Consider the following 24,019-nt stretch of genomic DNA (forward strand, 5'->3'; position numbering starts at 1 on the left):
TCTAATCCTCACCCTGATACCCCACCTCGATGCGCTGAAACAGTTCACCCTGCTTCATGGAATCGAGCCAACGGCGGAAATCGGCGACGTCCTTGAACCCGGCGCGCTGCGCCTCGGCTTCTGTGACGTCGTCGGGCGACATATCGGTGATCGCCTTGATCGAGAGCGGGCCCAGCTTGGTCTTGAGCGTGCCGCCCGCCTTGACCGTGGGGCGATTCCAGCGGCGGAAGATGAGATCGACCTTGCCAGCCTTGATATCTTCGAGAAGGTCACGCTTGAGCAGCATCAGTCGAGCACTCCGGTGGCGGTGATCTCGATTTTGAGGCCCTTCGCCAGCAATTCCTTGACCACCACGGTGGCGCGAACGGGAAAAGGCTGCTCGGTGAAATATTCGCGATAGACCCCATTCATGCCGGCCGCGTCGGCGCTGTCTGTGAGAAATATCTGCACCATCACCAGATTGCGCAGGCTCCCGCCGGCGGCTTTCAACGCGATCTCGAGATTGTCGAGACATCGCCGGGTCTGTGCCTCGATACCACCCTCAACGATCTCGCCGCTGACAGGGTCTTCGGCTATGGCCACCAGCCACAGATGCTTGCCGGCGCGGACCGCGTCATTGATAGGCGCCGAGGACGGCGCGATGCCGGTTTCGATGCGTTCGATCATCTGGCCTCCTGGGAAGAATCGTCTGAGTACAATTGTCTTGGCCAATGCCTTGTGACAAACACGGGCGGCCGAGCCAAGCGGGCGTGGTGGAATTGGTAGACACAAGGGACTTAAAATCCCTCGGCGCTAGCCTTGCGGGTTCGATCCCCGCCGCCCGCACCAGCCGCTAAGCTGACGGCAACCTTTTCCGACAATGATGCCCAAGGGCCATGAACGCCCAAATGTATTGAGTAAGGCGTTGCAATGTCGGCCCTGTCACAGGAACTGGACCAGTTCGAAACTCCACCCGGTGAAGGCATCAGCGCCGAAGCGCGCCAGTTCATCACCTTTTCCTGCGCCGGGCAGAATTTCGGCATCGACATCATGTCGATGCGCGAGATCCGCAATTGGAGCCCGGTGACGCCCCTGCCGGCCCAGAAGCCTGATGTGCTCGGCGTCATCGATATCCGCGGTCGCGTCGTGCCCGTTCACGACCTGGCGCTGCGCATCGGCTGCTCGGCCGAACGCCAGACGCAGCACGAAGGCAAGGTGATCCTGGTCCTCAAGGTCACGGGCCACGATATGGGGCTGCTGGTGGACAGCGTCTCGGACATCGTTGATGTCAATGCCGCCGACATTCTGCCGGTGCCCCAGATCGAAGGCTCGGCGGCGCGGTTCCTAGCGGGCATCGCCCGGCATGGCGAAACCCTGGTGGCGATCCTCGACGAGGAAATCGTGCGCACCAATGCGGTGGAGATTGGTGGTGCTCAAGCCACTCATTCCGAGGTGCCGACGGACGACGATGGCGCCTCCGACCTCGATCAGGTGGAGTTGGTCTTTATTGATTGAGGGCGACAGCTGGGCTCCCTGCCAACTTGAAGGTCATTCCAATCGCACTGGTCTTCTTCGACTATCGACCTGCCAAGAACTCCCTGGCCAGATTTCCCAAAACCGTGACCACCAAGAGTATCACGAAGGGATGAACGCGCCATTTTCTGGTGCTCTCGGGCATCTCAATCGCTCGAACCGGTCGCGGCCTCGCCAAGTCAACAAGGGCATCCCTGAGATCCGAGTGGTTGGGAAACAACCGCGAAAAGCGCAAACCATCCGCAATCCATGCGTAGCGATCTTCGATAAGTCTAAGCCAATCCGGCCCTGCAGATAGCGTGTAGGTTGACTTCAGTTCGTTCTCGCATAGAGCGTCTATCAGAGCGAACTCAAAGTAGGCACTCACCTCAGGCGGATCCAGTAGAGGACTATTCAGAACACTTCGCCACTCAGAGACGGAATAGTTCCGTTGCACGACAAGCTGGTTCATTGCACTGAACACGGCCTGCGCCCGAGTGACATGACTGGCGACGGCACCGGTTGCCGGGAGCGGGGCCATCGCGTCTCCGGCGGACGGCTCTCCAACATTCCGATACTCCGCCAAGGTGGACGAGTTGCGAGCCTGCCTTTTGGCAACCAGCAGGGCTTGTTCGTATGCAAAGCGGAGAGCTTCGAAGGCCTCGCCATCCACAGCGAGATCGAGTTGCTTTAGTTTGGTAGCGTACGCTTGGCGTACCTGCTTCTCAGTGGAGTCGATATCCACGCCGAGCACAGCCCAGGGTGACTGGTGGCTAGCGTACAAAACTTCCCTCCAATCGCATGGCCGCCCTTTCAACCTCGTCTCGAGCGGCGGCTATGCGCCTCGGATCCTGTGTTGACAAAGCTCCTTCGAAGTAAGCGACAAGTTCCCTAACGGCTTCCCTTTCATCACCAAGCAGCATTGCATAAAGCGCCTTAAGGCGCTCCGACACTGCAATGTTGATGGCCTCGTCTCTCGGATGAGCCATCAGTGCTTCAAGTTCTCGTAACCGTCGTTGTTTCTCATGAGCCGAAAGATGCCTGGCGCTACCCTCAATGACCATTTCTGTCTTCTGGCCTGTCGAGATCACCGTAACACCGACATGCAGGAGGCCGGATGTGTCGTAGGAGAAGCGGACATCGATAGCCTCAGCCCCGGCTGGCCCAGGAGGCACCTTAACCACTCCCGACCCAATGCGAGCGTTCTCCGCAGCAATTGGCGACTCCCCCTGAAAGACGCCAAAGTCGATCTTGGTCTGCCGGTCCGTGACGGTTGCGAATTGACGTACCCTGGACGCGGGCAACACGGTGCTTCTTTCTATGATCGGTACAAAAGCATTCTCAACCACACCGCTGGGCGTTTCAAAGCGGCTGTTGATGCCCAGCGAATACGGAGCAACATCAGTCATTACCAAGTCTGACAGGGCCTGGTTACGTGCGACCAGCCCAGCCTGCACAGCGGCGCCCTGAGCTACAACCTCGTCTGGATTAATACCGGTTTCCGGGAACCTCTTCAGCATGCGAGTGACCAGGGCTCTGACCATGGGCATTCGGGTCGCCCCACCCACCAAAATCACGCGGTCGATTTCCTCAGCCGTAAGGCCCGCATCGTAAAGACATTGATCGATCGGGCGCCGGAGGCGAATCATCAGGTTCGCGCAGGCGTCTTCGAACTCGGCACGAGAAAGGTCGAACCGGACGCCGCCTTTCACCGGCAGCGTAGTTTCAGCCACCTCAGCTTCAGTCAACCGACGTTTGAGAGCCTCCGCACTAGTCATCAGCGGAGCCGCGTCACCCATAGAGATAGATTTCCAGTCCAGATCAAGATGCTCACTCATCCGCTGAGCAATCACCTCTGTGAAATCTTCGCCGCCAAGCCGGGTATCGCCAGCACTTGATCGCACTTCCATGACTCCGTTGAACATTTCGACAATGGAGACGTCGAAAGTCCCGCCACCAAGGTCTAGAATGACAAACGTACCCTCTCCTTCACGATCCTGTAGCCCATATGCCAAAGCCGCAGCGGTTGGCTCGTTGATGAGCCGTGGCCTTGGCAGCCCCGCAAGTTCCGCAGCCAGCAGGGTCGCCTCACGCTGCGCCGATGAAAAGTAAGCAGGAACCGAAACTACAAGGTGCTCAATCTCTGCGTTCGGATAGGACGCATCGAAGTCGTCTTTCAGTTTGCGCAAAACAAAAGCCGCCATATCGGCGGCCTTGTAGGTCTTGCTCCCCAAGCGAAGTTCCTTCGCGGTCCCCATCAGTCGCTTGAACAGCACCTGTGTCTTCTCCGGATGGGTAAGTCTACGCGGATGGGCAGCCATCCCCACCAAGAGTCTTCCCTCGTCAGAAATTCCAACCGCCGAAGGGGTCAGTACAGAGCCGTCAGCGCCCTCCACGAGCCTGACCTGCCCGCTGTCTTCCAGAACCGCCAGAAGCGAGTGGGTGGTTCCCAAGTCTATACCTACCGGCAGTCCGGGCATGACGCCTCTCAGAATCAACAGTGGCTGGGACGGTCGAGCGCGAACAGCAAACCTCAGTCCGTCCCACCACTGATTGGCGCCACGTACGCGACGTCGAGGTCCCAGGGGAAGAAAATCCAGGTGTCCTGGCTGACTTCGGTGATGAAGGTGTCGACCATGTCGCGGCCCTTGGGCTTGGCGTAGACTGTGGCGAAGTGGGCGCCGGGCAGCATGTCGCGGACCACGCGGGCGGTGTTGCCGGTGTCCACGAGGTCATCGACGATGAGGATCTTGCCGCCCTTCTTGGCGAGGTCGAAGACCGGCTGGCTGATTTCCTTGAGAATGGAAATGCCGCTCTGGTTCTGGTGGTCGTAGCTTTTGGCGGCAACGGTTTCGACCGTGCGGATATTGAGTTCGCGCGCCACAATGGCCGCCGGAACGAGACCACCACGGGCGATGGCCACCACGGCGTCGAAGGGGCCGATGCTGGCCAGGCGCCAGGCCAGCGCCCGGCTGTCGCGGTGGAACTGGTCCCAGGTGACGGGAAAGGACTTCTGGTTCGGATTGGTCACGGGCACTGTCTCCTGGTGGGGCGGCGCCCCGAAATGCTTGGTATTGGAGTGGTGATTAGCAAAGCACGGCCGAAAGGCCAATCATTCTGCGTCGGGCGGCGCAACACCGGCCTTTTCATGGGCGGCGGCCACCATGGCACGCACCTTCTCGGCCGCCTCGGCCAGGCGCGCCTCGTCGGACGAGCGCAAGACCAGTTCGGTCATGACGCGATCCCTGCCCATCTGCGGATAGGACCCCATCTTGACGTCGGGATATTCGGCCTGCAGGGCGCCCAGCGGCCCGCCAACAGTCCCCTCGCCCACCGCTGCCTTGATAGTGATGGACGCGACCTTCTTGCCGCCCTTGAGCGTGGGCGCGAGCGCTTCGAGCATGGAGCGCATGATGACCGGCACACCGGCCATGACATGGACATTGCCGATACGAAAGCCGGGCGCGGCGGACACCGAGTTGACGATGAGATCGGCACCCTCTGGAATCCGGGCCATGCGCAACCGGGCCTCGTTCACCTCGGTGCCGGTCTGCTTCCAGCGGCTTTCCAGCATGGCGCGGGCCTGGGCATTGATCGGCAGGGCGACACCAAAGGCCCTGGCAATCGCATCGGCGGTGATGTCGTCATGGGTCGGACCGATGCCGCCGGAGGTGAAGACGTAGGTATAACGGGCGCGCAGCGCGTTAACCGCCTCGACAATGGCGTCCATGTCGTCCGAGACAATGCGCACCTCGGTCAGATCAATGCCGAGATCGGTGCAGAAATCCGCCACGGCGCCGATATTCACGTCCTTGGTGCGTCCGGACAGGATTTCGTCGCCAATGACAATCATGCCGGCGGTTACGCGTGTGTCGTGCTGGGTCATCGGTGTTCTTTCCGTGGGGCAGTTGTGGATGCCTCTACGCCAGCGCCGAGTCAACGGTTCACCGCCCTTCCCTTGATCGGATTAAACTCCTATTTTGCGAGCCTAGGAGACCTGATTGATGATTACCTATGTCGACGCCACCACCAAAGCCCGCCGCACCGCCGGCGTCATTCCGCTGCATGGCGCGGAAGGCTTTGAGGGCATGCGTCGCGCCGGAGCCTTGACGGCCAGGGCGCTCGACGAGTTGACGCCCTTCGTGGAAGCCGGTGTACCCACCTCCACGATCGACCGCGTGGCCTATGAATTCGCCCGCGACAACGGTGCCGTTCCCGCGACGGTGTTTTACAAGGGCTACCGGCATTCGGTCTGCACCTCGATCAACCATGTGGTCTGTCACGGCATTCCCGACGAGCGGCCGCTGCGGGATGGCGATATCGTCAATGTCGACCTGACCCTGGTGCTGGACGGCTGGCACGGCGATTCGAGCCGCATGTATCCAGTAGGCGAAATCTCGCGAAAGGCCGAGCGGCTCATCGAGGTCACCTACCAGAGCCTGGAGGCCGGCATCGCTGCCGCCAAGCCGGGCAATACCACCGGCGATATCGGCGCGGCCATCCAGGCGGTTGCCGAGGGCGAGCGCATGAGCGTGGTGCGGGATTTTGTTGGGCACGGTCTGGGCCGCTTGTTCCACGACGAGCCCAATATCCTGCATTTCGGGACACCCGGCAGCGGCGTCCCGCTCAAGCCGGGGATGATCTTCACCATCGAGCCGATGATCAATCTGGGCCGCCCGCATGTGAAAATCCTCGCCGATGGCTGGACCGCGGTGACCCGCGACCGGACGCTTTCTGCCCAGTGTGAGCATTCCATCGGCATCACCGAAACCGGCTGCGAGGTCTTCACGCTTTCCCCCGCCGGCCTGTTCAATCCTCTTGCCAGCCGGAGCGCGTGATGAACCGCAGGCCCGACGAATTCGCCGAGGCCCTGCAGGCACCCGCCGCTTCCGATCATGCCGGACATCGCCAGCGCGTCCGCGAACGATTCCTCAAGCTCGGCGGTGACGCGCTGCAGGATTACGAGCTGCTCGAGCTGGCGCTGCAAATGGCTATTCCCCGCAAGGACACCAAGGCACTGGCCAAGACGCTGCTGCGGGAATTCGGTTCATTTTCGGGCGTCTTCAACGCCAGCCAGGCCAGGCTGGAAAAGATCGACGGGCTGGGCCCGACATCGATTGCCCATCTCAAGGTCATCCAGGCGGTGGCCGCCCGTTTCGGCCGGGACCGCATCGACACCGAAAAGCCGATCCTCTCCTCATGGAGCCAGTTGATCGACTATTGCCGCAGCCAGATGGCCTATGAATCGATCGAGCAGTTCCGCATCCTGTTCCTCGACAAGAAAAACCGGCTGATCGCCGACGAGGTGCAGCAGACCGGGACGGTGGACCACACGCCCGTCTATCCGCGTGAGGTGATCAAGCGGTCACTCGAGCTGTCGGCCACTGCGCTGATCCTGGTGCACAACCATCCCTCAGGCGATCCGGCGCCGTCCTCGGCCGATATCCGGATGACCAATGAGATTGCCGATATCGCCCGGCCGCAGGGCATTGTGCTGCACGACCATATCATCGTGGGCAAATCCGGCCATGCCTCGCTGCGCGGGCTAAAGCTGATCTGACGGCAGGCGGCCGAGCAGGCGGTCCCGGAACTGGCAGGCCGAGCGTATGAACGACTTGATGGTCGTATTGGCCTTGGCCCAGCTGCGCAGGCGCTGAAAGCTCTGATGCCCCATGATCACCAGTCCGCCGAACGGGGTCAGCGCGACATAATGCTGGCGCAGCGGGATCTGCACATTGCACCAGTGCCGCTTCTCATCGGTGAAACCCGAGCCCATGTCGAACATGGTGATCCCCTGGTCGAACACGGTCTGCATGACCCGCAACAGGCATTGCTTGCCGGGCGAACCGGACTGAATGCGGTTGCAATCGCTCATGGAGGAAATGAGACAGAACATGCGGTCGCCATGCACGATGTTGTAGCGCACGGCGACGATGTTGCCGTCGAGCCGCAATACGTGCAGGCGCACATCGAGCCCGGAACCGGGTTCGAGCGTTGCATGGTAGAAGCCGATCAGATCATCGGCCACAAAGGCATCGCGAATGCCTTGGGCCCGGAAGCGGGCGGAGCGCTGCGCGAACATGATGTCCAGCGCGGCGTGGGCGGTGTCGAGATCAGTGATTTCCTCAAAGCCCACCTCCCCCAAAGCGGCGAGACGATCACCCTGCTGCCGATCATGCTTGCGGCGCGAACGGCTGCGCTGCTCGCTGTCGCACTGCGTCCAGGAGGAAAATTCGGCGCGATAGAGCGTTTCCACCGCCAGCATGCTGCCCAGTTCGTCGAACAGGCCCGCCCGTGCGCCGATGCGCGTCGGCACCGAACGGAGATAGACGAGACTGGCGCCCTCGAGGGCACCGATCATTGCCTGCCACAGGGCCAGGCGTCCGGATTCGCCCAGGGCCTCCAGCCGGTCGTGATCGGCCAGTGGTGCATAGCAACCAGCCTGCGGACCAGGGAACCAGGTATAGAGACTGACGCCATGCACCCGCTTGCGGTGCAGAGGCAGCAGGGCCACCGGCATCCCGTCGACCTCGCCGACCACATAGCTCTGCGCCGATTGGGGAATATCGCGATCCTTGAGCCAAAGCCGGATGAAATCGTAGCTCTGCCCCGGAGATTCCAAACCGGCCGCGGCGAACTGGCGCCAAACCGGTTCGACTTCTGCAATGTCGCTGGTGACCCGCACAGATATCGCACGGCGCGCGACAACGGACATGGCCAAACGGCTGCTTGCCTCCCCGGCGATCTCATCCACCGCAGTGACGATGGGCTGCGTGTTTACGGTCACGGTCTTGGTCTCTGCCCCGAAATCGATCTCAGTCTGGCTGCGATGGGTAAATTGCCCCTGAACAGGATGCAGAGGAAACACCTCAAGCTCTCGAAATCGTGAAGAGGGTTAATTGCCGGCTGAAAACTCCGGCTCCCGACCGGAAATTTCCCAATTACCCGAACGTGGCGAGGACCGGGAAGGTCTCGAGAAACCAGTAGGAAATGCGCGTGAAGTTGCCGGTAATGAACAAAAACCCGGTCAGCACAAGCAACCCACCCATGATCTTTTCCACAGTACCCAGATGTTTCTTGAAACCGTTGAAAAAGGTGAGGAAGGGTCCGATGGCGATACCGGCGAGGAAAAAGGGGATGCCAAGGCCCAGCGAATAGAGCCCGAGCAGCGAAGCGCCTTCCCAGGCCGTATCGCGGCTGGCCGCGACCGAGAGGATGGCGGCCAGCACCGGGCCGATACAGGGGGTCCAGCCAATGGCGAAGGCAAGACCGAGCAGAAACCCGCCCAGGGGACCGGAGGCCACGCCGGGACCATTGTGGCGCAATTGCCGGTCGAGCAGGCCAATCCGGAAAATGCCGAGAAAATGCAGGCCCATGGCGATGATGACGACGCCGGCAATGGGCGTGAGGATCGGCAACAGCTGGCGGAACACCTGCCCGAAGGCCGTGGCGGTGGCGCCAAGGGTGACGAAGACGATCGAAAAGCCGAGAATGAAGAAGATGGAGGTGAGCGCCACGCGGCCGGTCAGCCGCCCCGGCGAGCCGGATACGGCCTCGGCGCGCAACTGGTCATAGCTCGCCCCGCTCATATAGGTGAGATAGGGCGGCACCAACGGCAGCACACAGGGGCTGAGGAAACTCAGCACACCAGCGCCGATCACGAGGGGCAGGGAGAATTCCACGTCAGACGCTCCATAGTCGCGACCCTGTTTAGCGCCCTTGCCCGCAAAGGCAATGAGCCGCTTGGCCGCATCGCGCGGACGTGAAGGCCATCTTCGCTTGAACCACGGGGGTGGGCATGCGCGAAATCTGCTTTAGTCTGGGCCGATCCTGGCCACGGCGCCACCCTGCTCCGCCACCATTCAAACCATGGGCAGCCCCTTGGTGATGGCGTTGATGCGCCGCTCCAGTTCCTGGCGGATATTGCGCACCTTCGGATCAACCTGACGGCGCGGCGGCTTGGTGGTGTGCGGACGCAGGCGCCGGATCGGCGCGGTCCCGTTCCGCTATAGCCACACATGGGCGTTCTGGTCCTTGTGCCAGGCGCTGTGCTGGGCTTCAAAATGCTCAAGCTGGGCCCGCGCCTCGGTCAATTGCATGACGAGCCCTGCGAGGTCGGCGGCCGGCGCAGCCCTGGCCCGCCTTTGCCCGGCGAACCAGGCGACCGCGCCCAGCATCTCGGTAGCGAGCCGCGTCACGACGGGCGAAACCGGCGCCTCCGGATGCTTGGCACCGAGGGGTTTGAGCTGATCGAGCAGCGCACACAGCCGCACAAACAGGGCCTCATGCGCCTGGGCTTGTCGGGCATTGAGAAACGATGTCTTGCGCATGGCATGGCTCCGGTCGGAAAGCGGGTTTTGACCAGAGAGGATCGCATGAGGTTTTGGGGACGAGGACAACTCGGCCGGCAGGGCCCTTGCTGAGGCCGTGAAGCATTATCGCGAGAAGTCGCGAACCGGACGGACATGATTCTCGAAGGGCACGTGGCGACGTCGAAAGGTCCGGGTTTCGTCAATCTCAGGGTGGCTGATCCTGTCGACGCGAAAATGACGAAAGTCCTGCCGGGTCGGGTCCCAGGCCACCAGATACCACAGGGGCGGCAGGATCAGCATCGCCTGGGGTTCCACCAGCCGGTCGCTCGAGACCCCTTTTGCATCCCGGTATCGAATGCGCAGATAGTGTCGCTGAAGAAAGGCCGTCTCGAAAGCGGGGAGCAGGTCGGGCGGCATCGCGCCGGCATTGGATATGTCTATCTGCGGCGCCAATTGCCCCACATAGAGGCAGTCGAGAAGCCGACGAAGGTCCTGCAACTTGTCCGATGGCAGGGCCCGCTCGATCTTGGCCAGACCGGAATCGGCCAGTGCAGAAAACGGCAAGTTTCCCGCCGCGCGCATCGAGGCCACACTGATCAGTAGGGCAAAGACTTCAGCGACAGTCAGCCGCGCCGTGGATTGAACAGATTGAGGGTCAAGCTGCAGCCCACCCCCGCGCCCCGGCTCGGAATAGATGACATATCCCTCGTCGCGCAGTGCATTGATGTCGCGCAGCACGGTGCGCCTGGAAGCACCCACGTCCGCTGCCAGCTCGGCGGCGGTCGCAGTGCCGATACGGCGGAGGCTGCGGACGATGGCATCTTGTCGAAGTCGAGCGTTCATGGCGCAAACATGACACTTAAAGGTGTCAGAATGTGGCACCATATCCGTTTAGTGGGCGCCTTGCATATTCAGCAAGGTGAAGACAAATGCCCAGAACGACCAATTTTCCCCCGGCCCAGATGATCTCTGTCAACGGGGTCGACCTCGAGGTCTTTGAAGCCGGCGAGGAGAACCGGGGAAACCCGATAGTCCTGTGCCATGGCTGGCCCGAGCATGCCTATTCCTGGCGACATCAGATCCCTGCCGTGGCTGCCGCGGGCTATCATGTCATCGTGCCCAATCAGCGGGGCTACGGCAATTCTTCGCATCCTGCAGAAGTCACCGCCTACGACATCGAGCACCTGACCGGCGATCTGGTCGCCCTGCTTGACCACTTCGGCTACGACAACGCGATATTTGCCGGGCATGACTGGGGCGCCATGGTCGTCTGGGGATTGGCCCTGCTGCATCCGCACCGCGTCAGCAAGATCATCAATCTCTGCCTCCCCTATCAGGAGCGTGGCGATACCCCCTGGATTGCGATGCTCGAGCAGTTCTTTGGTGCGGACCACTATTTTGTTCACTTCAACCGGCAACCGGGCGTGGCCGACGCCATCCTCGACGAGAACGTCGAGCGGTTCATGCACAATCTGTACCGGAAAAACCTTCCGCCCCAGGCTCCTGAGCCGGGCATGATGATGATCAACCTCGCCAGAGCCCACACGGCCCTGGGGGAGCCCGTCATGCCTCAGGATGACTTGGCCGTTTACATCTCGGCCTTCGAGAGATCAGGCTTCACCGGCAGCATCAACTGGTACCGGAACCTTGATCGCAACTGGCACCTGCTGGCGGACGTCGAGCCGGTGATCGAACATCCCGCACTGATGATCTATGGCGCGCACGATGCCATCCCGCCATCGCCCAACCTTGCGGCATTCGTGCCCAACGTGACCGTAGCCACACTTGATTGCGGCCATTGGATCCAGGAGGAAATGCCCGAGGAAACCAACCGGACAATCCTCGACTGGTTGAACAAGGACAGCGCCGTCTAGCGTAGGACACCGCTCTGGTGAACCGAAGCCGCCGACCAAGGGGCCGGCGGCCTGGTCCATGCGTCCAGGAAATACGCGAGGGACCTAACTTCCCGCCCTGCCTTGACTTCACCCCATTTGCAGTAGATGGTGCGGCCCATACGTTTCTGCCCACTGTTGGCGAACTTGGCCTGCCGGCTCAGCCGGTTGCTTGGCTTTCCTTCTGCAATGCAAACGTTCTTAGGCTCCCGATGCACAGTGCGCGGGAGAAACCTGCTCGCTTGCTACGCTTCGAGCCAAACTGAAAGGCGCCAAAATGATCAACGGCACCGTTAAATTCTACAACTCCACCAAGGGCTTCGGCTTCATCACCCCGGACACCGGCGGCAAGGATGCCTTCGTGCATGTCTCGGCGATCGAGCGTGCAGGCCTCTCGACCCTGGCCGATGGCCAGAAGGTCTCGTACGACCTGGAAAAGGGTCGTGACGGTCGCGAGTCCGCCATCAATATCGCTCTGGCGTAAGCCTAGTCCGTGGGGGCGCCCCAAAGCGCCCCCATTGTCACCTTCGCAAGGAGCGCACATGCCGCACCGCTACAAAGTCGGCCAGATGCTGGAATTGCGTTCGGCACCCCGGCATAGCAACCGCCCTGCCGGCCCCTGCGAGGTGATGAGCTGCCTGCCGCACGACAAGGGTCCGGTGCTTTACCGGGTCAAATCCTGGGGCGAGAGCAATGAGCGCGTGGTCGAAGAGATCGACCTTTCGCCCAGCGCGGCGGTCAAGACCGTGTTTGAAGACGCCAAAAAGGTCTTCACCATCGCCGTCAGCAAGCGCTGATTGCGAGGCTCGGCTGGACCGAACCGGCCGAACTCTATGCGCAATTGGGCCCATTTCGCGGGCGCGATGCCCGATATTTCAGATTACCCTCCGCCGCGAAGCGACCCGCTTCGCCATGTGAAGACATGCCTGCCGCAGGCGCGCGCGGCATGACCGCATGAGACGGCAATAAGCAATAAGAGGGTGAGGAGATCAGTGCGCGATTTGACGCGCAGGACTCCCCCCCTCAAGCGCATGATGCGCTGACACCCGGCCAAGGGCCGGCAGAAAGACAGACCAATGAACATCGATATTTTGACCATGCCGGGGCAGCTCTTCCTCGGCACCAGTGCTGAATCCGCACGCGCCGCCGGCGCCAGGCGCTTCACCTCGGCCGCCAAGGCCATCCGCTTTGCCATGGAACAGGCCGCGCCGGTCAGCCTGCATGGCGCGCAACTCTGTGTCGGGGACCGTCGCTACGGTTCGCGCCAGATCCGGAGTTTGCACCGGCAACTGACTGCTATCGGCCAGGCCCGCGGGCCCGGCCGGTAAGCTGTGGCGTCTAGCGGGTGCCGGAGCGCGCGGGACGCTTGGGGGCGGCAATCAGCCCTTCGCGAATGGCCTGCTTGCGCGCCAGCTTGCGGCTGCGGCGAACGGCTTCGGCAGACTTGCGATTGCGCATTTCCGAGGGCTTTTCGTAGTATTTCCGGAGCTTCATCTCACGGAACACGCCTTCACGCTGAAGACGCTTTTTCAGGACCCGAAGGGCCTGATCGACATTGTTGTCGCGGACTTGAACTTGCAAAAACTATCCTAACTTGGGGTTTGAGCCTCGTTTGAATGGATGGGAACGGATGGCCGGTCGGCGATCCGGGGCGAGGGGTAACATTGTTTGGCCGGAAACCCAAATCCGGGTGTGGACAGTGCCCCTGCCCTTGCCCCGCGCCCGCTTGCGCGCTAGAGCAGCCGCAGATTTCCCCTCGACCGAGGCGCCCATGACCGTTTCGCGACCGCTGCGTATCGCCCCCTCCATTCTCTCGGCCGACTTTTCGCGGCTGGGCGAGGAGGTGAAGGCGATCGTCGACGGGGGCGCAGACTATATCCATGTCGATGTGATGGATGGGCACTTCGTGCCCAATATCTCCTTCGGCGCACCGATCATGAAGGCCATCCGCGGGGTGACCGACAAGGTGTTTGACGTGCATTTGATGATCGCGCCGGCGGACCCCTATCTGGGTGACTTCGCCAAGGGCGGCGCCGACATCTTCACCGTCCACGCCGAAGCCGGCCCCCATCTGCACCGCTCACTGCAGGCCATTCGCGCCTTGGGCAAAAAGGCTGGCGTGGCGCTCAACCCGGCAACGCCGGTTTCGGCTATCCAGCATGTGATCGACGATTGTGATCTCGTGCTGATCATGAGCGTCAATCCCGGCTTTGGCGGCCAGAGCTTCATCCCCGAGAGCCTCAACAAGATTGCGCAGGCCAAGGCGCTAATCGGCGGACGGGACATCGACCTCGAAGTCGATGGTGGCGTGACCGCAGACAATGCGCGCGAGATCGTGCGCGCCGGCGCCAATGTGCTGGTGGCCGGTTCCGCGATCTATGCGGGCAATGACCCCACGACCTATGCCGGGCGGATCAAGGCGATCCGCGACGCAGCAACGGAGATGGTGGTTTAGAGCGCGACCGCGCGTGTCTGGCCGCATCCCCTCGACACCTGAATCAAACTCTGACCTACCAAGGCTAAACCCATGATCCCGCGCTACTCCCGTCCCGAAATGGTTGCCAATTGGTCGGCCGAGAGCCGCTTTGCCATCTGGTTCGAGATCGAGGCGCATGCCACCAGCAAGCTGGCCGAGCTGGGCGTGGTCCCCAAGGAAAGCGCCGACAAGATCTGGGAAGTGATGAACGCGCGCAAGGCCGAGCGAGGCGACTATGGCTTCGATGTCGCGCGGATCGACGAGATCGAGCGCACCACCAAGCATGACGTCATCGCTTTCCTCACGCATTTGAGCGAGATCGTTGGGCCCGACGCGCGCTTCGTGCACCAGGGCATGACCAGTTCGGACATTCTGGACACCACGCTCTCGGTGCAATTGAAGAACGCTGCCGACATCCTGCTCACCGATATCGACGCGCTGCTGGCTGCGCTCAAGAAGCGGGCGCTGGAGCACAAGAACACCATCACCATTGGCCGCAGCCACGGTATCCACGCTGAGCCGACCACCTTTGGGGTCAAGCTCGCCGAAGCCTATGCCGAATTCAGCCGCAACCGGGCGCGGCTGGTCGCCGCACGGGACGAGATCGCCACGGCGGCGATTTCCGGCGCCATCGGCACCTTCGCCAATATCGACCCTTCGGTAGAAGAATATGTGGCGGAAAAGCTTGGCCTCTCCATCGAGCCGGTGTCCACGCAGGTGATCCCGCGTGACCGCCACGCCATGTTCTTTGCCACGCTCGGCGTGATCGCCAGCTCCATCGAACGCGTCGCGGTGGAAATCCGCCACCTGCAGCGCACTGAAGTGCTTGAAGCCGAGGAATTCTTCTCCCCCGGCCAGAAGGGCTCGTCGGCCATGCCGCATAAGCGTAACCCGGTGCTGACCGAAAACCTCACCGGGCTCGCCCGCCTCGTGCGCGGCATGGTGACCCCGGCGCTGGAAAATGTGGCGCTCTGGCATGAGCGCGATATTTCGCACTCTTCGGTCGAACGCATGATCGGACCGGACGCCACGGTGACGCTGGACTTTGCATTGGCGCGCCTGACCGGGGTGATCGACAAGCTGGTGGTCTATCCGGAAAACATGCGCAAGAATCTCGACCTGCTCGGGGGCTTGCACAATTCCCAGCGCGTGCTGCTGGCGCTGACCCAGGCCGGCTATAGCCGCGAGGACAGCTATGCCGCCGTGCAGCGCAATGCCATGAAGGTCTGGGAGCACCGCGGCGACCGCGCGGGCCTGTTCGCGCAGAACCTCAAGGATGATCCGGAAGTGACTCTGAGTGATGCACAAATCGACGCCATGTTCGATGACGGCTATCACCTGAAACATGTTGACACGATCTTCGCCCGGGTGTTCGGCGCATGAGAATTGCCGACGCCGATATCCTGATCCTGCCCGGCCTGGGCAATTCGGGCGAAGGGCATTGGCAATTGCGCTGGGCCGAAAAGATGTCCACCGCGGCCATTGTGGAGCAGGCCGAATGGGACGATCCCGACCCGGAGGACTGGACCGACACTATCGTACAGGCGGTGGAATTGGCGACGCGCCCCGTGGTGCTGATTGCCCATTCGCTGGCCTGCATCGCCGTAGTGCAGGCGGCGGGACGCTTTCCCGAAGGCAAGGTGAAAGGCGCGCTACTGGTGTCGCCACCCGATATCGAGGGCAACAAGGACGTGCCGGAGGAGGCAAGGGCCTTTGGCCTGGTGCCGCGTGATCCCCTGCCCTTCCCCTCGCTATTGGTGATCTCGGACAGCGATCCCTATTGCTCGCTCGAGGCCGCTGCCGACTATGCCGGCGCCTGGGGCTCGGACTTCCATCAGGCCGGCAATGCCGGGCACATCAACGTGCATTCCGGGCACGGCCCCTGGCCCGAAGGGCTTCTTATGTTCACGCGGCTGATGCAGCGGCTGTAATGGACGGCTACGAAATTGTTCCGATTATCCCCGGCGTCGAGGACTATCTGCGCCTGCGTGTCGCGGCTGGATTGAGTCCCAAGACCCGCGAACAGGCCGAGATTGGCCTGCCCAATAGCTGGTGCGGCGTGACGGTAATCCACGAGGGCAAGGCCATCGGCATGGGCCGGGTGATCGGGGACGGCGGCACGGCCTTCCAGATCGTCGATATTGCGCTCGAACCTGCCCATCACGGCAAAGGGCTGGGCAAGGCCATCATGGCGGCGCTGATGGACCGGCTGAATGCCAAAGCGCCCGAAGGCGCCTATGTCAGTCTCATCGCCGATGGCGACGCGAAGCATCTTTATGCCAAATATGGCTTTGAGCCCGTGATGCCGGCCTCGATTGGGATGGCCACCCGCACGGCTAGATGAGCAAAAACACGCAGCCGACGGTGCAGCACCGGTGGGCACAATAATCTCTTGATCCGTGTCAACGCTGCGCGTGTCGTTCCCCGGTAGGATCTCACTGCCGTAGGAACACCACATGCCAGATGTCACTGACCATACGCAGGCCATTATCCGCTGCACGCCAGCAGTGATCTTGCTTGCCATAATTGCTGCTGTGGCGAGCCTGGCCCCATTTCTCCTCACATCGGGATGTGGACCATCCACGCATGTGTCAGTGCTCGGCGAAGAGATCGCGCTGCACGGGTGCGGTCCATACCGTCATATGCCCGCCGATATCGCCATCCAGGGGCTGGCGCAGGATCTGGTGACGCTCGCCGTAGCGGTCCCCCTGTTGCTGATGGCGCTCGTCGCGGCGCGGCGCCAATCCCTGGTGGCCCGCCTCGTGCTAACCGGTACGGTGGCCTACATGATGGTCCAGTACATTCTCTACATGGCAATGGCGACCTATAACGAGTTGTTCCTGCTCTGGGTCGCCGCGGTGTTGATCTCGTCGCAAGTCCTGGTCCGGCTGATGCTTCTGCCCCTACCGTACGCCTCGTCATCGCAGGCCGCGCGGCAATATGTGGGCGGCTTCTTGATCATTGCCGGTACGCTGATCGCTGCACTCTGGCTCAGCGTTCTGGTGCCCCCACTGCTGGACGGGTCGCTTTACCCCGCCGCACTGGACGGGTTGACGACGATGGTAGTGCAGGGCTTCGACCTGGCCCTGTTCATCCCACCGGCCCTATTCGCCGGCTACTGGTATCTGCGCGGCGACAGTCGGGGCACAGTGTTGGCGCCGGTCTACGCTGTCTTTCTCTCGGTCCAGATGTTGGCATTAATGGCCAAGGTGATCTGGATGACTGTTGCGGGAGCGGGCGCCGGGCCGGCGCTGGTCCTGATACCCCTGCTGCTGGCCGGAGCCTTGTTGGCGGCCACACTGGCATTGCGGCCCTATCTTCGCAGTTCGATCCCGTCTGCAGCTTAGCCTTGTGCCAACGACACGACATAAGAAATAAGAAAGGAGCCGGCCCAGGCCGGCTCCCCAAATTCTGTCAGCACTCGGCCAATCAGCCCTCGGCGGCGATCTGTTCGCTGGCGACGGTGATCAGGCTGAGCATCTTTTCACGAATCACGGCTTCGGAGATATCGACGCCCTTGGCCTTGAGATCGCCGGAAACCTTGCGGAACACGTCTTCATCACCGGCTTCCTGGAAATCAGCGGCAACGACTTCGGCGGCATAGGCCTTGGCAGCTTCTGCTTCCAGGCTCATCAGTTCGGCAGCCCAAAGGCCCAGCAGCTTGTTGCGGCGCGCCTCGGCTCTGAACTTCTTTTCCGCATCAAAGGCGAACTTGGCTTCCTGGCCCTTCTTGCGCTCGTCGAACCCGCTCATGGTCTCTCCCGTCCGGTTAGATGGCCGCCCGCGCGGCTATTGCCTTGGACATAGGCGGTTCAGGCCGGCAAATCAACGGCACACGCATCCCTGCGACCCCATGCCCATGGCTGGACTGCCGCACGGAAAGCGCTTGCTTTTAGGTGCCATTCTGGCGCATGAAGCGGCCCATTCCACCCCTCCTGTTTCCAGCAGCGGATTCGTCCATGAACCGTCGACGCAAAATCTATGAAGGCAAGGCCAAGATCCTGTTCGAGGGTCCCGAGCCGGGCACTCTGGTGCAGTACTTCAAGGACGACGCCACCGCCGGCAATGGCGCCAAGCACGAGGTGATCGACGGCAAGGGTGTGCTGAACAACCGGATTTCCGAGTTCATCTTCTCCAAGCTCAACGATCTGGGAATTCCGACCCACTTCATCCGCCGCGTGAACATGCGCGAGCAACTGATCAAGGAAGTCGAGATCATCCCGCTCGAAGTGATCGTGCGCAATGTGGCGGCCGGTTCGCTGGCCAAGCGGCTGGGCCTCGAGCCTGGCACCCGCCTGCCCCGTTCGATCATCGAGTTCTGCTACAAGGACGACGCCCTGGGCGACCCGATGGTCTCGGAAGAGCACATCACCGCCTTCGGCTGGGCCACCCCGGCAGAACTTGACGACATCATGAGCCTGGCCGTCCGCATCAATGATTTCCTGACGGGCCTGTTCATGGGCGTCGGCATTCAGCTCATCGACTTCAAGATCGAGTGCGGGCGCCTTTATGAAGGCGACCTGATGCGCATCGTGCTGGCCGACGAGATCAGCCCGGACAATTGCCGCCTGTGGGACATCAAGACCCGCAACAAGATGGACAAGGACCGTTTCCGCGAAGGCCTGGGTGGTCTGGTGGAAAACTATCGCGAAGTCGCCCAGCGACTTGGCATCCTTGTCGAGAACGACAATGCGCTGACCACCGGTCCGCGCCTGGTACAGTAGTTTCTGGAGAACCGATCATGAAAGCGCGCGTCATCGTCACGCTCAAGAACGGCGTTCTCGACCCGCAGGGGCAGGCCATTGAGGGCTCCCTGAGCGGCCTTGGCTTCGCCGGTGTAGCCGGCGTCCGCCAGGGCAAGGTGTTCGATTTCGAGATCGAGGGAACCGACGCGAGTGAGGCGCGTTCCCAGATCAATGCGATGTGCGAAAAGCTGCTCGCAAACACCGTGATCGAAAACTACTCGGTCGAAATCTCAAATTAACGCCTCACGGCTATAACCCCATTCGTGCCCATCACGGGCGCAGGACCGTATGACTATGCGCAAGACCCAGATCGCCCTCACCGTCATGTTCTTCTCCTCGCTCGGCCTGCTCTTTGCAGCCTACGCCTCGGTGCCGGTCTAAGTACCGAGGTAGCGCGCAATTCTTTTGCTCGCTTTTGATTCAATACTTCTGCTGAAATGACCATTTGTTAAGCCGTGGGCGGCTAGCTTCATGCCGGGATAACTCTCAGCAAGAAGCGTCAAGACTTGGTTTCATTCTCCAGATACCTGCTGACCGCGGGCGCGGCCACTATAGTGGACGTGACGCTGGTACAGGTCTGCCTCAATTTTGGCCTCCAGCATGGCTCGATCATGCTGGCTGTTGCCATTGTGTTTGGAGCAGCGGCCGGGCTGACGGTCAACTTCCTGCTGTCGCGCCGTTTCGTCTTCCGGCCTGACGGTCGCAGCCTGCGCGAACAATTCATCACCTTCCTGGCAGTATCGATCTCCACGACAGCATTTCGCATTGTGGTCGCTTACGGGCTAGTGGCCCTTCTGGCCCTTCCGGCCTTTGCCTTCCTGCTGACTTTGCCCGTCTCTTCGCCGGCAGAGCGCCTGGCCCATCTGGGGGCGGTCGGGCTGGTCACCATCTACTCCTTCCTTGCACACCGTCACTTCTCCTTCGCCGGTGGCTTCCGAAACCGCTTTCGTACCCGAACCAAAATGGTGTCCTGATGCACGTTGAAACGCTTATCATCGGCGCAGGGCCGGCCGGCCTGACCACCGCCTACGAATTGACCAAGGCCGGGCGCAGCGTCGCCATCGTCGAACGCGACCCGGTCTATGTCGGGGGCATTTCGCGCACGGTGAACTACAAGGGCTACCGCTTCGACATCGGCGGGCACCGCTTCTTTTCCAAGAGCGCCGAAGTCGAGGCCTGGTGGACGGAAATCATGGGCGACGAGATGCTGCACCGTCCGCGCTCCAGCCGCATCTACTACAACGGCAAGCTTTTCGACTATCCGCTGCGCGCCATGGACGCCCTGACCAAGCTGGGTCCGATCGAGGCGGTGCGCTGCGTGCTCTCCTATGGCTGGGCCAAGCTCAATCCCTACCCCAATGTGGTCAGCTTCGAGCAATGGGTGGTGAACAATTTCGGGCGTCGCCTGTTCGAGATCTTCTTCAAGACCTACACCGAAAAGGTCTGGGGCATGGACTGTGCGGACATCTCCGCCGACTGGGCCGCACAACGCATCAAAGGTCTCAATCTCTACCAGGCCATCATCCAGAGTTTCGGTCTCGGCAAGAAGGGCGGCTCCAAGGATGAGATCATCAAGACCCTGATCAACTCCTTCCGCTATCCGCGTCTTGGCCCCGGCCAGATGTGGGAGCGGGCGCGCGACCGCGTGGTGGAACAGGGTGGCAAGGTAATGATGGGCTCGACCATCACCGCGCTCAGCCAGCACCGCGAAACAGGCAAATGGGTGGCAATCGTCACCGACGCTGATGGGCGCGAAACCAAGGTAACCGCTGATCATCTGGTGTCCACTGCCGCGATCAACGAACTGGTGCGCATGCTGGGTGCCGATAGCGACCCGGCCATCGCCCGTGCTTCGGAAGGCCTGCGCTATCGTGACTTCCTCATCGTCGGGCTCATCCTGAGTGGCAAGGAAAGCTTTGACGACAACTGGATCTATATCCACGACCCGAATGTGAAGGTCGGCCGTATCCAGAATTTCAAGTCCTGGTCGCCGGACATGGTGCCAGACCCGCAAACCGCCTGCTACGGCATGGAGTATTTCTGCAATCAGGGCGATGACACCTGGGACATGGACGACCATGCGCTGATCGAGCGGGCCAAGGCCGAGATTGCCCAGCTGGGCCTTGCCCGCGCCGAAGATATCATCGACGGGTCAGTCGTGCGTCAGCCCAAGGCCTATCCGGTCTATGACGATGTCTACAAGATGCATGTCGACACCATCGCCGATGGGCTGGACGCGCAGTTCACCAATCTGCATCTGGCCGGCCGCAATGGCATGCACAAGTACAACAACCAGGACCACGCTATGATGACCGGCATGCTCACGGCGCGGAATATCATGGCCGGCCACGGTGCCTACGATGTCTGGACGGTCAACGAAGACGCCGAATATCACGAGGGTGGCCATGCAGGCAGCGACAGGATCGAAGAGCGGCTGGTTCCGCGCCGGGTCGCCTGACGAACCACACGTACCGAAAGCCGTCAGCCGGAGCGACGACGTCGCCGCTCTGGTGATTGTCGCCGCCTATTCGGCGCTGCAGATTGCTTTGGCGATTGCCCATGTTCCATGGCTGGACGAGGCACAGGCATGGCTCCTGGCCACCAGGCTAGAGGCGCCGCTGGATCTGCTGATCCTGCCCAATGAGGGGCACCCCCCGCTCTGGCACTGGCTGCTTCGTGCCATCTCGACGGTGTTCGAATTCGACCAAGCGCGCTATCTCAATGCCGGCGTCGCCATCGTCAACGCATGGCTGCTGGCAAGATTGCTGCGGGGCGAAACAATCCTGCTGGCCATGATGCTCTTCAGCTTCTCGGTCGTGCAATTCTGGGGCTATCACTTCCGGCCCTATACGCTGGTGTTCACCTGTATTCTCGCCGCCCTGCTGCTGGATCGCGACGACCGGCCGGTTGCGGCAAGCTGGGCCCTGGCCATTGCCTGTGCGCTGCACTTCTTCTCCGGTCTCCTCTTCGCCTTCTGGGTGATCTGGCAATGGATGAAGGGTACGAAGATCACCAGCCTGATCGCCCCCGCCCTCTTCGCAGCCGCGTTCGGAATGCTGGCCGTGCTGTCTGCCCTGGGCAACCAGACCGCCGGCCCTGAATCGGTCGGGCTGTTCGCCTCGTTCATGCACAACATGAGCTGGCCGCTGATCCTGCCGCTCCTGCGGGGCCCTCTGGCGGCGATAGTGGTGGTTGCAGCGCTCGTCGTGGGATTTCGCGACCGCCCCGCCCTTCTGGCGACACTACTGACCCTTCTGGTCGCGTTTGCATTTGGTTGTGCGCTGGTCTACGGCCGGTCTCCCTGGCACGCCAGCTTCATGACCATGCTGTGCTTTGTGGCGGCGATGGTGGCCGGGGTGACCCCGGTGCGGCGCTGGATGCTCATCCTCATCCTGTTGCCTCAGGTCGTGATCGGCCTGGTGGCCGTCTATCAGCGGCTGGCGAACCCCATCTGGCTGCAGGATGATCTCTACGCTCTCGTCGCCGAGGACGCGGGGGCCGGGGCCGGGTTCGACCCCGAGCGCGACCTGGTGGGCTGGCCGGATATGGCCATTCCTGAGTGGGCGGCACGCTATGATATCCGCATGATCAACGGCAATAACGGCCGGATCATCGACGCGGTGGACTGGACCACCTATGAGCCCGGCCGGATTGATGCGACCATGCTCGAACGGCCGCGTCCCTACTGGCTGATCTGCTATGTCTGCGAGCGGCTGGTCGGGCCCTTGCAGGAAAACGGTGCCACCCTGATCGAGCTTGGCCAGAAGAATGGATTCGACAATGGCGAGTCCAAGGCCTTTCGAGTTGAGTAGAAAACTTTAGGGCAATCCTTACCAATCCGGCCGTTTCTCCGGCACGGTGTCTTCCGCCTTAACCCGATACCGTGACGGTTGCGCTAGCTTTTCGCCGAACAAGAAGCGGGAAGACAGATGCAGAGCGACAAGACCAGGCTGGATTGGGTGGACATGGCCAAGGGCCTGTCGATCTTTCTCGTGGTCACCATGTATTGCGCGGCCAGTGTGGGCGAGGATACCGGGCAGACCGGTTTCCTGCACTGGACCATCGCCTTTGCGACGCCGTTCCGCATGCCCGAATTCTTCCTGCTCTCGGGCCTATTTCTCACCCAGGTGATCAATCGGCCCTGGAAGGCCTATGCCGATCGGCGCGTGGTGCACTACGCCTATTTCTACGTTCTCTGGGCCGTAATCCACATCCTGTTCAAGGAGGCGCTGGTTGCCGGAAATCCGGCTGGCGCTGCGGGATCGCTCGCACTGGCGATCATCGAGCCCTATGGGGTCTTGTGGTTCATCTACATGCTGGCCGTCTTTGGACTGGTCGCCAAATTGCTCCACGAGATCCGGGCGCCGCATTGGGGCGTGCTCGCCGTGGCCGCGGTACTGCAGATGGCTAGCATCCATACCGGCAGCTATCTGATCGACCAGTTCGCTGAGTATTTCGTCTATTTCTATGCCGGGGCCGTGTTTGCACCACGCCTGTTTGCCCTGGCCGAGTGGACTGCCACCAACACTATCCCGGCGCTTGCCGTGCTGGGGGCCTGGGCGCTGGTCAATGCGATCATGGTCTTCTCACCCGGCTTCCGTCTCGATCCCGTACATATCCAGATGGGCTGGGGCGCCTTGCCGGGGCTGCATCTGATCCTGGCGCTGGCCGGCTCGGCCGCCATCTGCATGATCGCCGCCCTGCTGGCGCGCCTGCCATGGATGGACTGGCTGCGCTGGATGGGCTCGAAGTCCCTGGTGATCTACGTCGCCTTTGTCCTGCCCATGGGCATTGCCCGGACCGTTCTGCTCAAGCTGGGCATTGATGACCCAAATCTGGTGAGCCTATTGACCATGATCGTCGCCATCCTCTCGCCGCTGGTGCTATGGTGGATCGTGCAGAAGATCGGCTTTGGCAAATTCCTGTTCGAGCGCCCCGGCTGGGCCCACCTCCCCGGCGCGACAGCGTCGAAGCGGCCTCAAGCAGCACCTGCCGAATAAGGAAAGGGCCGGTCAAGGACCGGCCCTCAGACTGCTGACAAACCCCTGGCGTTTGCCGGGGGTTTTTGATTCACTGGGTCATGTTGCGAAAACCTGGCCCCGA

Annotated in this window: 30 protein-coding genes and 1 tRNA gene; 19 read left to right on the forward strand and 12 right to left on the reverse strand. The window is 61.5% G+C overall.

What is annotated here, in order from left to right; genetic code table 11:
- Position 1 precedes the first annotated feature (1 nt).
- Both QZ564_RS12475 and QZ564_RS12480 read right to left on the reverse strand, forming a co-directional pair.
- The gene (locus QZ564_RS12475) at positions 2 to 286 is read right to left on the reverse strand and encodes a hypothetical protein (RefSeq protein ID WP_297110204.1); all 285 of its coding nucleotides are present in this window, start codon (positions 284 to 286) and stop codon (positions 2 to 4) included.
- Positions 286 to 666, reverse strand: coding sequence for a RidA family protein (locus tag QZ564_RS12480; protein WP_297110207.1), 381 nt, complete (start codon positions 664 to 666; stop codon positions 286 to 288). The genes QZ564_RS12475 and QZ564_RS12480 overlap by 1 nt, the downstream gene beginning before the upstream one ends.
- Positions 667 to 743: 77 nt before the next feature.
- On the opposite strand from QZ564_RS12480, the gene QZ564_RS12485 reads away from it, so the two are divergent.
- Positions 744 to 828: transfer RNA gene (locus QZ564_RS12485), tRNA-Leu, on the forward strand.
- An 81-nt stretch (positions 829 to 909) separates the two neighbouring features.
- Complete coding sequence (locus QZ564_RS12490) at positions 910 to 1,494, forward strand: chemotaxis protein CheW (RefSeq protein WP_297110210.1); 585 nt, start codon at positions 910 to 912, stop codon at positions 1,492 to 1,494.
- A 61-nt stretch (positions 1,495 to 1,555) separates the two neighbouring features.
- Here QZ564_RS12490 and QZ564_RS12495 read toward each other — a convergent pair whose 3' ends face one another.
- The 4 genes from QZ564_RS12495 to QZ564_RS12510 form a co-directional block, all read right to left on the reverse strand.
- Positions 1,556 to 2,236, reverse strand: a complete 681-nt coding sequence (locus QZ564_RS12495) for a hypothetical protein (protein WP_297110213.1) — start codon at positions 2,234 to 2,236, stop codon at positions 1,556 to 1,558.
- A 28-nt stretch (positions 2,237 to 2,264) separates the two neighbouring features.
- Positions 2,265 to 3,971 (reverse strand): Hsp70 family protein, encoded by a 1,707-nt coding sequence (locus tag QZ564_RS12500; protein WP_297110216.1) that lies wholly within the window; start codon positions 3,969 to 3,971, stop codon positions 2,265 to 2,267.
- 53 nt (positions 3,972 to 4,024) lie between these two features.
- On the reverse strand, positions 4,025 to 4,522 hold the full coding sequence (gene gpt / locus QZ564_RS12505) for a xanthine phosphoribosyltransferase (protein WP_297110219.1): 498 nt from the start codon (positions 4,520 to 4,522) through the stop codon (positions 4,025 to 4,027).
- An 81-nt stretch (positions 4,523 to 4,603) separates the two neighbouring features.
- The gene (locus tag QZ564_RS12510; protein ID WP_297110222.1) at positions 4,604 to 5,377 is read right to left on the reverse strand and encodes a molybdopterin-binding protein; all 774 of its coding nucleotides are present in this window, start codon (positions 5,375 to 5,377) and stop codon (positions 4,604 to 4,606) included.
- A gap of 118 nt (positions 5,378 to 5,495) precedes the next feature.
- Between QZ564_RS12510 and map the strand changes: the two genes are divergently transcribed.
- Both map and radC read left to right on the forward strand, forming a co-directional pair.
- Positions 5,496 to 6,329 (forward strand): type I methionyl aminopeptidase, encoded by an 834-nt coding sequence (gene map, locus QZ564_RS12515; protein WP_297110225.1) that lies wholly within the window; start codon positions 5,496 to 5,498, stop codon positions 6,327 to 6,329.
- The gene (gene radC / locus QZ564_RS12520) at positions 6,329 to 7,051 is read left to right on the forward strand and encodes a DNA repair protein RadC (RefSeq protein WP_297110228.1); all 723 of its coding nucleotides are present in this window, start codon (positions 6,329 to 6,331) and stop codon (positions 7,049 to 7,051) included. Before map ends, radC begins: the two co-directional genes overlap by 1 nt.
- Here radC and QZ564_RS12525 read toward each other — a convergent pair.
- The 4 genes from QZ564_RS12525 to QZ564_RS12540 form a co-directional block, all read right to left on the reverse strand.
- A complete protein-coding gene (locus QZ564_RS12525; RefSeq protein ID WP_297110230.1) occupies positions 7,037 to 8,359 on the reverse strand; it encodes a GNAT family N-acetyltransferase in 1,323 nt (440 codons plus the stop codon). The two genes, radC and QZ564_RS12525, sit on opposite strands and share 15 nt — an antisense overlap.
- A gap of 73 nt (positions 8,360 to 8,432) precedes the next feature.
- Entirely contained in the window at positions 8,433 to 9,173 is a 741-nt protein-coding gene (locus QZ564_RS12530; protein ID WP_297110233.1) for a cytochrome c biogenesis protein CcdA, read from the reverse strand.
- A 324-nt stretch (positions 9,174 to 9,497) separates the two neighbouring features.
- Positions 9,498 to 9,821, reverse strand: a complete 324-nt coding sequence (locus QZ564_RS12535; RefSeq protein ID WP_297110237.1) for a hypothetical protein — start codon at positions 9,819 to 9,821, stop codon at positions 9,498 to 9,500.
- A gap of 105 nt (positions 9,822 to 9,926) precedes the next feature.
- Positions 9,927 to 10,646, reverse strand: coding sequence for a WYL domain-containing protein (locus QZ564_RS12540; RefSeq protein WP_297110240.1), 720 nt, complete (start codon positions 10,644 to 10,646; stop codon positions 9,927 to 9,929).
- 86 nt (positions 10,647 to 10,732) lie between these two features.
- Between QZ564_RS12540 and QZ564_RS12545 the strand changes: the two genes are divergently transcribed.
- The 4 genes from QZ564_RS12545 (at position 10,733) to QZ564_RS12560 (ending at position 13,023) form a co-directional block, all read left to right on the forward strand.
- Positions 10,733 to 11,677 (forward strand): alpha/beta hydrolase, encoded by a 945-nt coding sequence (locus tag QZ564_RS12545; protein ID WP_297110242.1) that lies wholly within the window; start codon positions 10,733 to 10,735, stop codon positions 11,675 to 11,677.
- Between the two features lie 295 nt (positions 11,678 to 11,972).
- Positions 11,973 to 12,179, forward strand: a complete 207-nt coding sequence (locus QZ564_RS12550) for a cold-shock protein (protein ID WP_297110245.1) — start codon at positions 11,973 to 11,975, stop codon at positions 12,177 to 12,179.
- Positions 12,180 to 12,237: 58 nt separating this feature from the next.
- Entirely contained in the window at positions 12,238 to 12,492 is a 255-nt protein-coding gene (locus QZ564_RS12555; RefSeq protein ID WP_297110248.1) for a hypothetical protein, read from the forward strand.
- Between the two features lie 279 nt (positions 12,493 to 12,771).
- Positions 12,772 to 13,023, forward strand: a complete 252-nt coding sequence (locus QZ564_RS12560) for a hypothetical protein (RefSeq protein WP_297110251.1) — start codon at positions 12,772 to 12,774, stop codon at positions 13,021 to 13,023.
- A 10-nt stretch (positions 13,024 to 13,033) separates the two neighbouring features.
- On the opposite strand, the gene rpsU is transcribed toward QZ564_RS12560, so the two are convergent.
- Positions 13,034 to 13,276, reverse strand: a complete 243-nt coding sequence (gene rpsU / locus QZ564_RS12565) for a 30S ribosomal protein S21 (protein ID WP_297110254.1) — start codon at positions 13,274 to 13,276, stop codon at positions 13,034 to 13,036.
- Positions 13,277 to 13,466: 190 nt separating this feature from the next.
- Between rpsU and rpe the strand changes: the two genes are divergently transcribed.
- From rpe to QZ564_RS12590, 5 genes are all read left to right on the forward strand, one after another.
- The gene (gene rpe, locus QZ564_RS12570) at positions 13,467 to 14,150 is read left to right on the forward strand and encodes a ribulose-phosphate 3-epimerase (RefSeq protein WP_297110257.1); all 684 of its coding nucleotides are present in this window, start codon (positions 13,467 to 13,469) and stop codon (positions 14,148 to 14,150) included.
- 72 nt (positions 14,151 to 14,222) lie between these two features.
- Positions 14,223 to 15,554 carry an adenylosuccinate lyase gene (gene purB, locus QZ564_RS12575; RefSeq protein WP_297110259.1) on the forward strand — a complete coding sequence of 444 codons (1,332 nt, stop codon included), beginning with the start codon at positions 14,223 to 14,225 and terminating at the stop codon, positions 15,552 to 15,554.
- Positions 15,551 to 16,102 carry an alpha/beta hydrolase gene (locus tag QZ564_RS12580; RefSeq protein ID WP_297110262.1) on the forward strand — a complete coding sequence of 184 codons (552 nt, stop codon included), beginning with the start codon at positions 15,551 to 15,553 and terminating at the stop codon, positions 16,100 to 16,102. Before purB ends, QZ564_RS12580 begins: the two co-directional genes overlap by 4 nt.
- Entirely contained in the window at positions 16,102 to 16,515 is a 414-nt protein-coding gene (locus QZ564_RS12585) for a GNAT family N-acetyltransferase (RefSeq protein ID WP_297110265.1), read from the forward strand. Before QZ564_RS12580 ends, QZ564_RS12585 begins: the two co-directional genes overlap by 1 nt.
- A 112-nt stretch (positions 16,516 to 16,627) precedes the next feature.
- The gene (locus QZ564_RS12590; RefSeq protein WP_297110268.1) at positions 16,628 to 17,518 is read left to right on the forward strand and encodes a hypothetical protein; all 891 of its coding nucleotides are present in this window, start codon (positions 16,628 to 16,630) and stop codon (positions 17,516 to 17,518) included.
- Between the two features lie 82 nt (positions 17,519 to 17,600).
- Here QZ564_RS12590 and QZ564_RS12595 read toward each other — a convergent pair whose 3' ends face one another.
- A complete protein-coding gene (locus tag QZ564_RS12595) occupies positions 17,601 to 17,924 on the reverse strand; it encodes a DUF1476 domain-containing protein (protein WP_297110271.1) in 324 nt (107 codons plus the stop codon).
- A gap of 206 nt (positions 17,925 to 18,130) precedes the next feature.
- Here QZ564_RS12595 and purC point away from each other — a divergent pair, with 206 nt between their 5' ends.
- From purC to QZ564_RS12625, 6 genes are all read left to right on the forward strand, one after another.
- Positions 18,131 to 18,895 carry a phosphoribosylaminoimidazolesuccinocarboxamide synthase gene (gene purC / locus QZ564_RS12600; protein WP_297110275.1) on the forward strand — a complete coding sequence of 255 codons (765 nt, stop codon included), beginning with the start codon at positions 18,131 to 18,133 and terminating at the stop codon, positions 18,893 to 18,895.
- A 17-nt stretch (positions 18,896 to 18,912) separates the two neighbouring features.
- Positions 18,913 to 19,155, forward strand: coding sequence for a phosphoribosylformylglycinamidine synthase subunit PurS (gene purS, locus QZ564_RS12605; RefSeq protein ID WP_297110278.1), 243 nt, complete (start codon positions 18,913 to 18,915; stop codon positions 19,153 to 19,155).
- Positions 19,156 to 19,422: 267 nt separating this feature from the next.
- A complete protein-coding gene (locus QZ564_RS12610; protein WP_297110281.1) occupies positions 19,423 to 19,890 on the forward strand; it encodes a GtrA family protein in 468 nt (155 codons plus the stop codon).
- The gene (locus tag QZ564_RS12615) at positions 19,890 to 21,374 is read left to right on the forward strand and encodes an NAD(P)/FAD-dependent oxidoreductase (protein WP_297110284.1); all 1,485 of its coding nucleotides are present in this window, start codon (positions 19,890 to 19,892) and stop codon (positions 21,372 to 21,374) included. The genes QZ564_RS12610 and QZ564_RS12615 overlap by 1 nt, the downstream gene beginning before the upstream one ends.
- On the forward strand, positions 21,322 to 22,728 hold the full coding sequence (locus QZ564_RS12620) for a hypothetical protein (protein ID WP_297110287.1): 1,407 nt from the start codon (positions 21,322 to 21,324) through the stop codon (positions 22,726 to 22,728). The genes QZ564_RS12615 and QZ564_RS12620 overlap by 53 nt, the downstream gene beginning before the upstream one ends.
- Positions 22,729 to 22,845: 117 nt before the next feature.
- Positions 22,846 to 23,916, forward strand: a complete 1,071-nt coding sequence (locus QZ564_RS12625; RefSeq protein ID WP_297110290.1) for an acyltransferase family protein — start codon at positions 22,846 to 22,848, stop codon at positions 23,914 to 23,916.
- Positions 23,917 to 24,019: the final 103 nt, after the last annotated feature.

This window comes from uncultured Devosia sp. (assembly GCF_913055165.1).
Classification (GTDB): Bacteria; Pseudomonadota; Alphaproteobacteria; order Rhizobiales; family Devosiaceae; genus Devosia.

Excerpts from the sequence above, each read along its gene's own strand:
- QZ564_RS12475 (WP_297110204.1), bottom strand. The coding sequence starts at position 286 with ATGCTGCTCAAGCGTGACCTTCTCGAAGATATCAAGGCTGGCAAGGTC.
- QZ564_RS12480 (WP_297110207.1), bottom strand. The coding sequence starts at position 666 with ATGATCGAACGCATCGAAACCGGCATCGCGCCGTCCTCGGCGCCTATC.
- QZ564_RS12490 (WP_297110210.1), top strand. The coding sequence starts at position 910 with ATGTCGGCCCTGTCACAGGAACTGGACCAGTTCGAAACTCCACCCGGT.
- QZ564_RS12500 (WP_297110216.1), bottom strand. The coding sequence starts at position 3,971 with ATGCCCGGACTGCCGGTAGGTATAGACTTGGGAACCACCCACTCGCTT.
- QZ564_RS12510 (WP_297110222.1), bottom strand. The coding sequence starts at position 5,377 with ATGACCCAGCACGACACACGCGTAACCGCCGGCATGATTGTCATTGGC.
- map (WP_297110225.1), top strand. The coding sequence starts at position 5,496 with ATGATTACCTATGTCGACGCCACCACCAAAGCCCGCCGCACCGCCGGC.
- radC (WP_297110228.1), top strand. The coding sequence starts at position 6,329 with ATGAACCGCAGGCCCGACGAATTCGCCGAGGCCCTGCAGGCACCCGCC.
- QZ564_RS12535 (WP_297110237.1), bottom strand. The coding sequence starts at position 9,821 with ATGCGCAAGACATCGTTTCTCAATGCCCGACAAGCCCAGGCGCATGAG.
- QZ564_RS12540 (WP_297110240.1), bottom strand. The coding sequence starts at position 10,646 with ATGAACGCTCGACTTCGACAAGATGCCATCGTCCGCAGCCTCCGCCGT.
- QZ564_RS12545 (WP_297110242.1), top strand. The coding sequence starts at position 10,733 with ATGCCCAGAACGACCAATTTTCCCCCGGCCCAGATGATCTCTGTCAAC.
- QZ564_RS12550 (WP_297110245.1), top strand. The coding sequence starts at position 11,973 with ATGATCAACGGCACCGTTAAATTCTACAACTCCACCAAGGGCTTCGGC.
- QZ564_RS12555 (WP_297110248.1), top strand. The coding sequence starts at position 12,238 with ATGCCGCACCGCTACAAAGTCGGCCAGATGCTGGAATTGCGTTCGGCA.
- QZ564_RS12560 (WP_297110251.1), top strand. The coding sequence starts at position 12,772 with ATGAACATCGATATTTTGACCATGCCGGGGCAGCTCTTCCTCGGCACC.
- rpe (WP_297110257.1), top strand. The coding sequence starts at position 13,467 with ATGACCGTTTCGCGACCGCTGCGTATCGCCCCCTCCATTCTCTCGGCC.
- purB (WP_297110259.1), top strand. The coding sequence starts at position 14,223 with ATGATCCCGCGCTACTCCCGTCCCGAAATGGTTGCCAATTGGTCGGCC.
- QZ564_RS12580 (WP_297110262.1), top strand. The coding sequence starts at position 15,551 with ATGAGAATTGCCGACGCCGATATCCTGATCCTGCCCGGCCTGGGCAAT.
- QZ564_RS12585 (WP_297110265.1), top strand. The coding sequence starts at position 16,102 with ATGGACGGCTACGAAATTGTTCCGATTATCCCCGGCGTCGAGGACTAT.
- QZ564_RS12590 (WP_297110268.1), top strand. The coding sequence starts at position 16,628 with ATGCCAGATGTCACTGACCATACGCAGGCCATTATCCGCTGCACGCCA.
- QZ564_RS12595 (WP_297110271.1), bottom strand. The coding sequence starts at position 17,924 with ATGAGCGGGTTCGACGAGCGCAAGAAGGGCCAGGAAGCCAAGTTCGCC.
- purC (WP_297110275.1), top strand. The coding sequence starts at position 18,131 with ATGAACCGTCGACGCAAAATCTATGAAGGCAAGGCCAAGATCCTGTTC.
- purS (WP_297110278.1), top strand. The coding sequence starts at position 18,913 with ATGAAAGCGCGCGTCATCGTCACGCTCAAGAACGGCGTTCTCGACCCG.
- QZ564_RS12615 (WP_297110284.1), top strand. The coding sequence starts at position 19,890 with ATGCACGTTGAAACGCTTATCATCGGCGCAGGGCCGGCCGGCCTGACC.
- QZ564_RS12620 (WP_297110287.1), top strand. The coding sequence starts at position 21,322 with ATGCAGGCAGCGACAGGATCGAAGAGCGGCTGGTTCCGCGCCGGGTCG.
- QZ564_RS12625 (WP_297110290.1), top strand. The coding sequence starts at position 22,846 with ATGCAGAGCGACAAGACCAGGCTGGATTGGGTGGACATGGCCAAGGGC.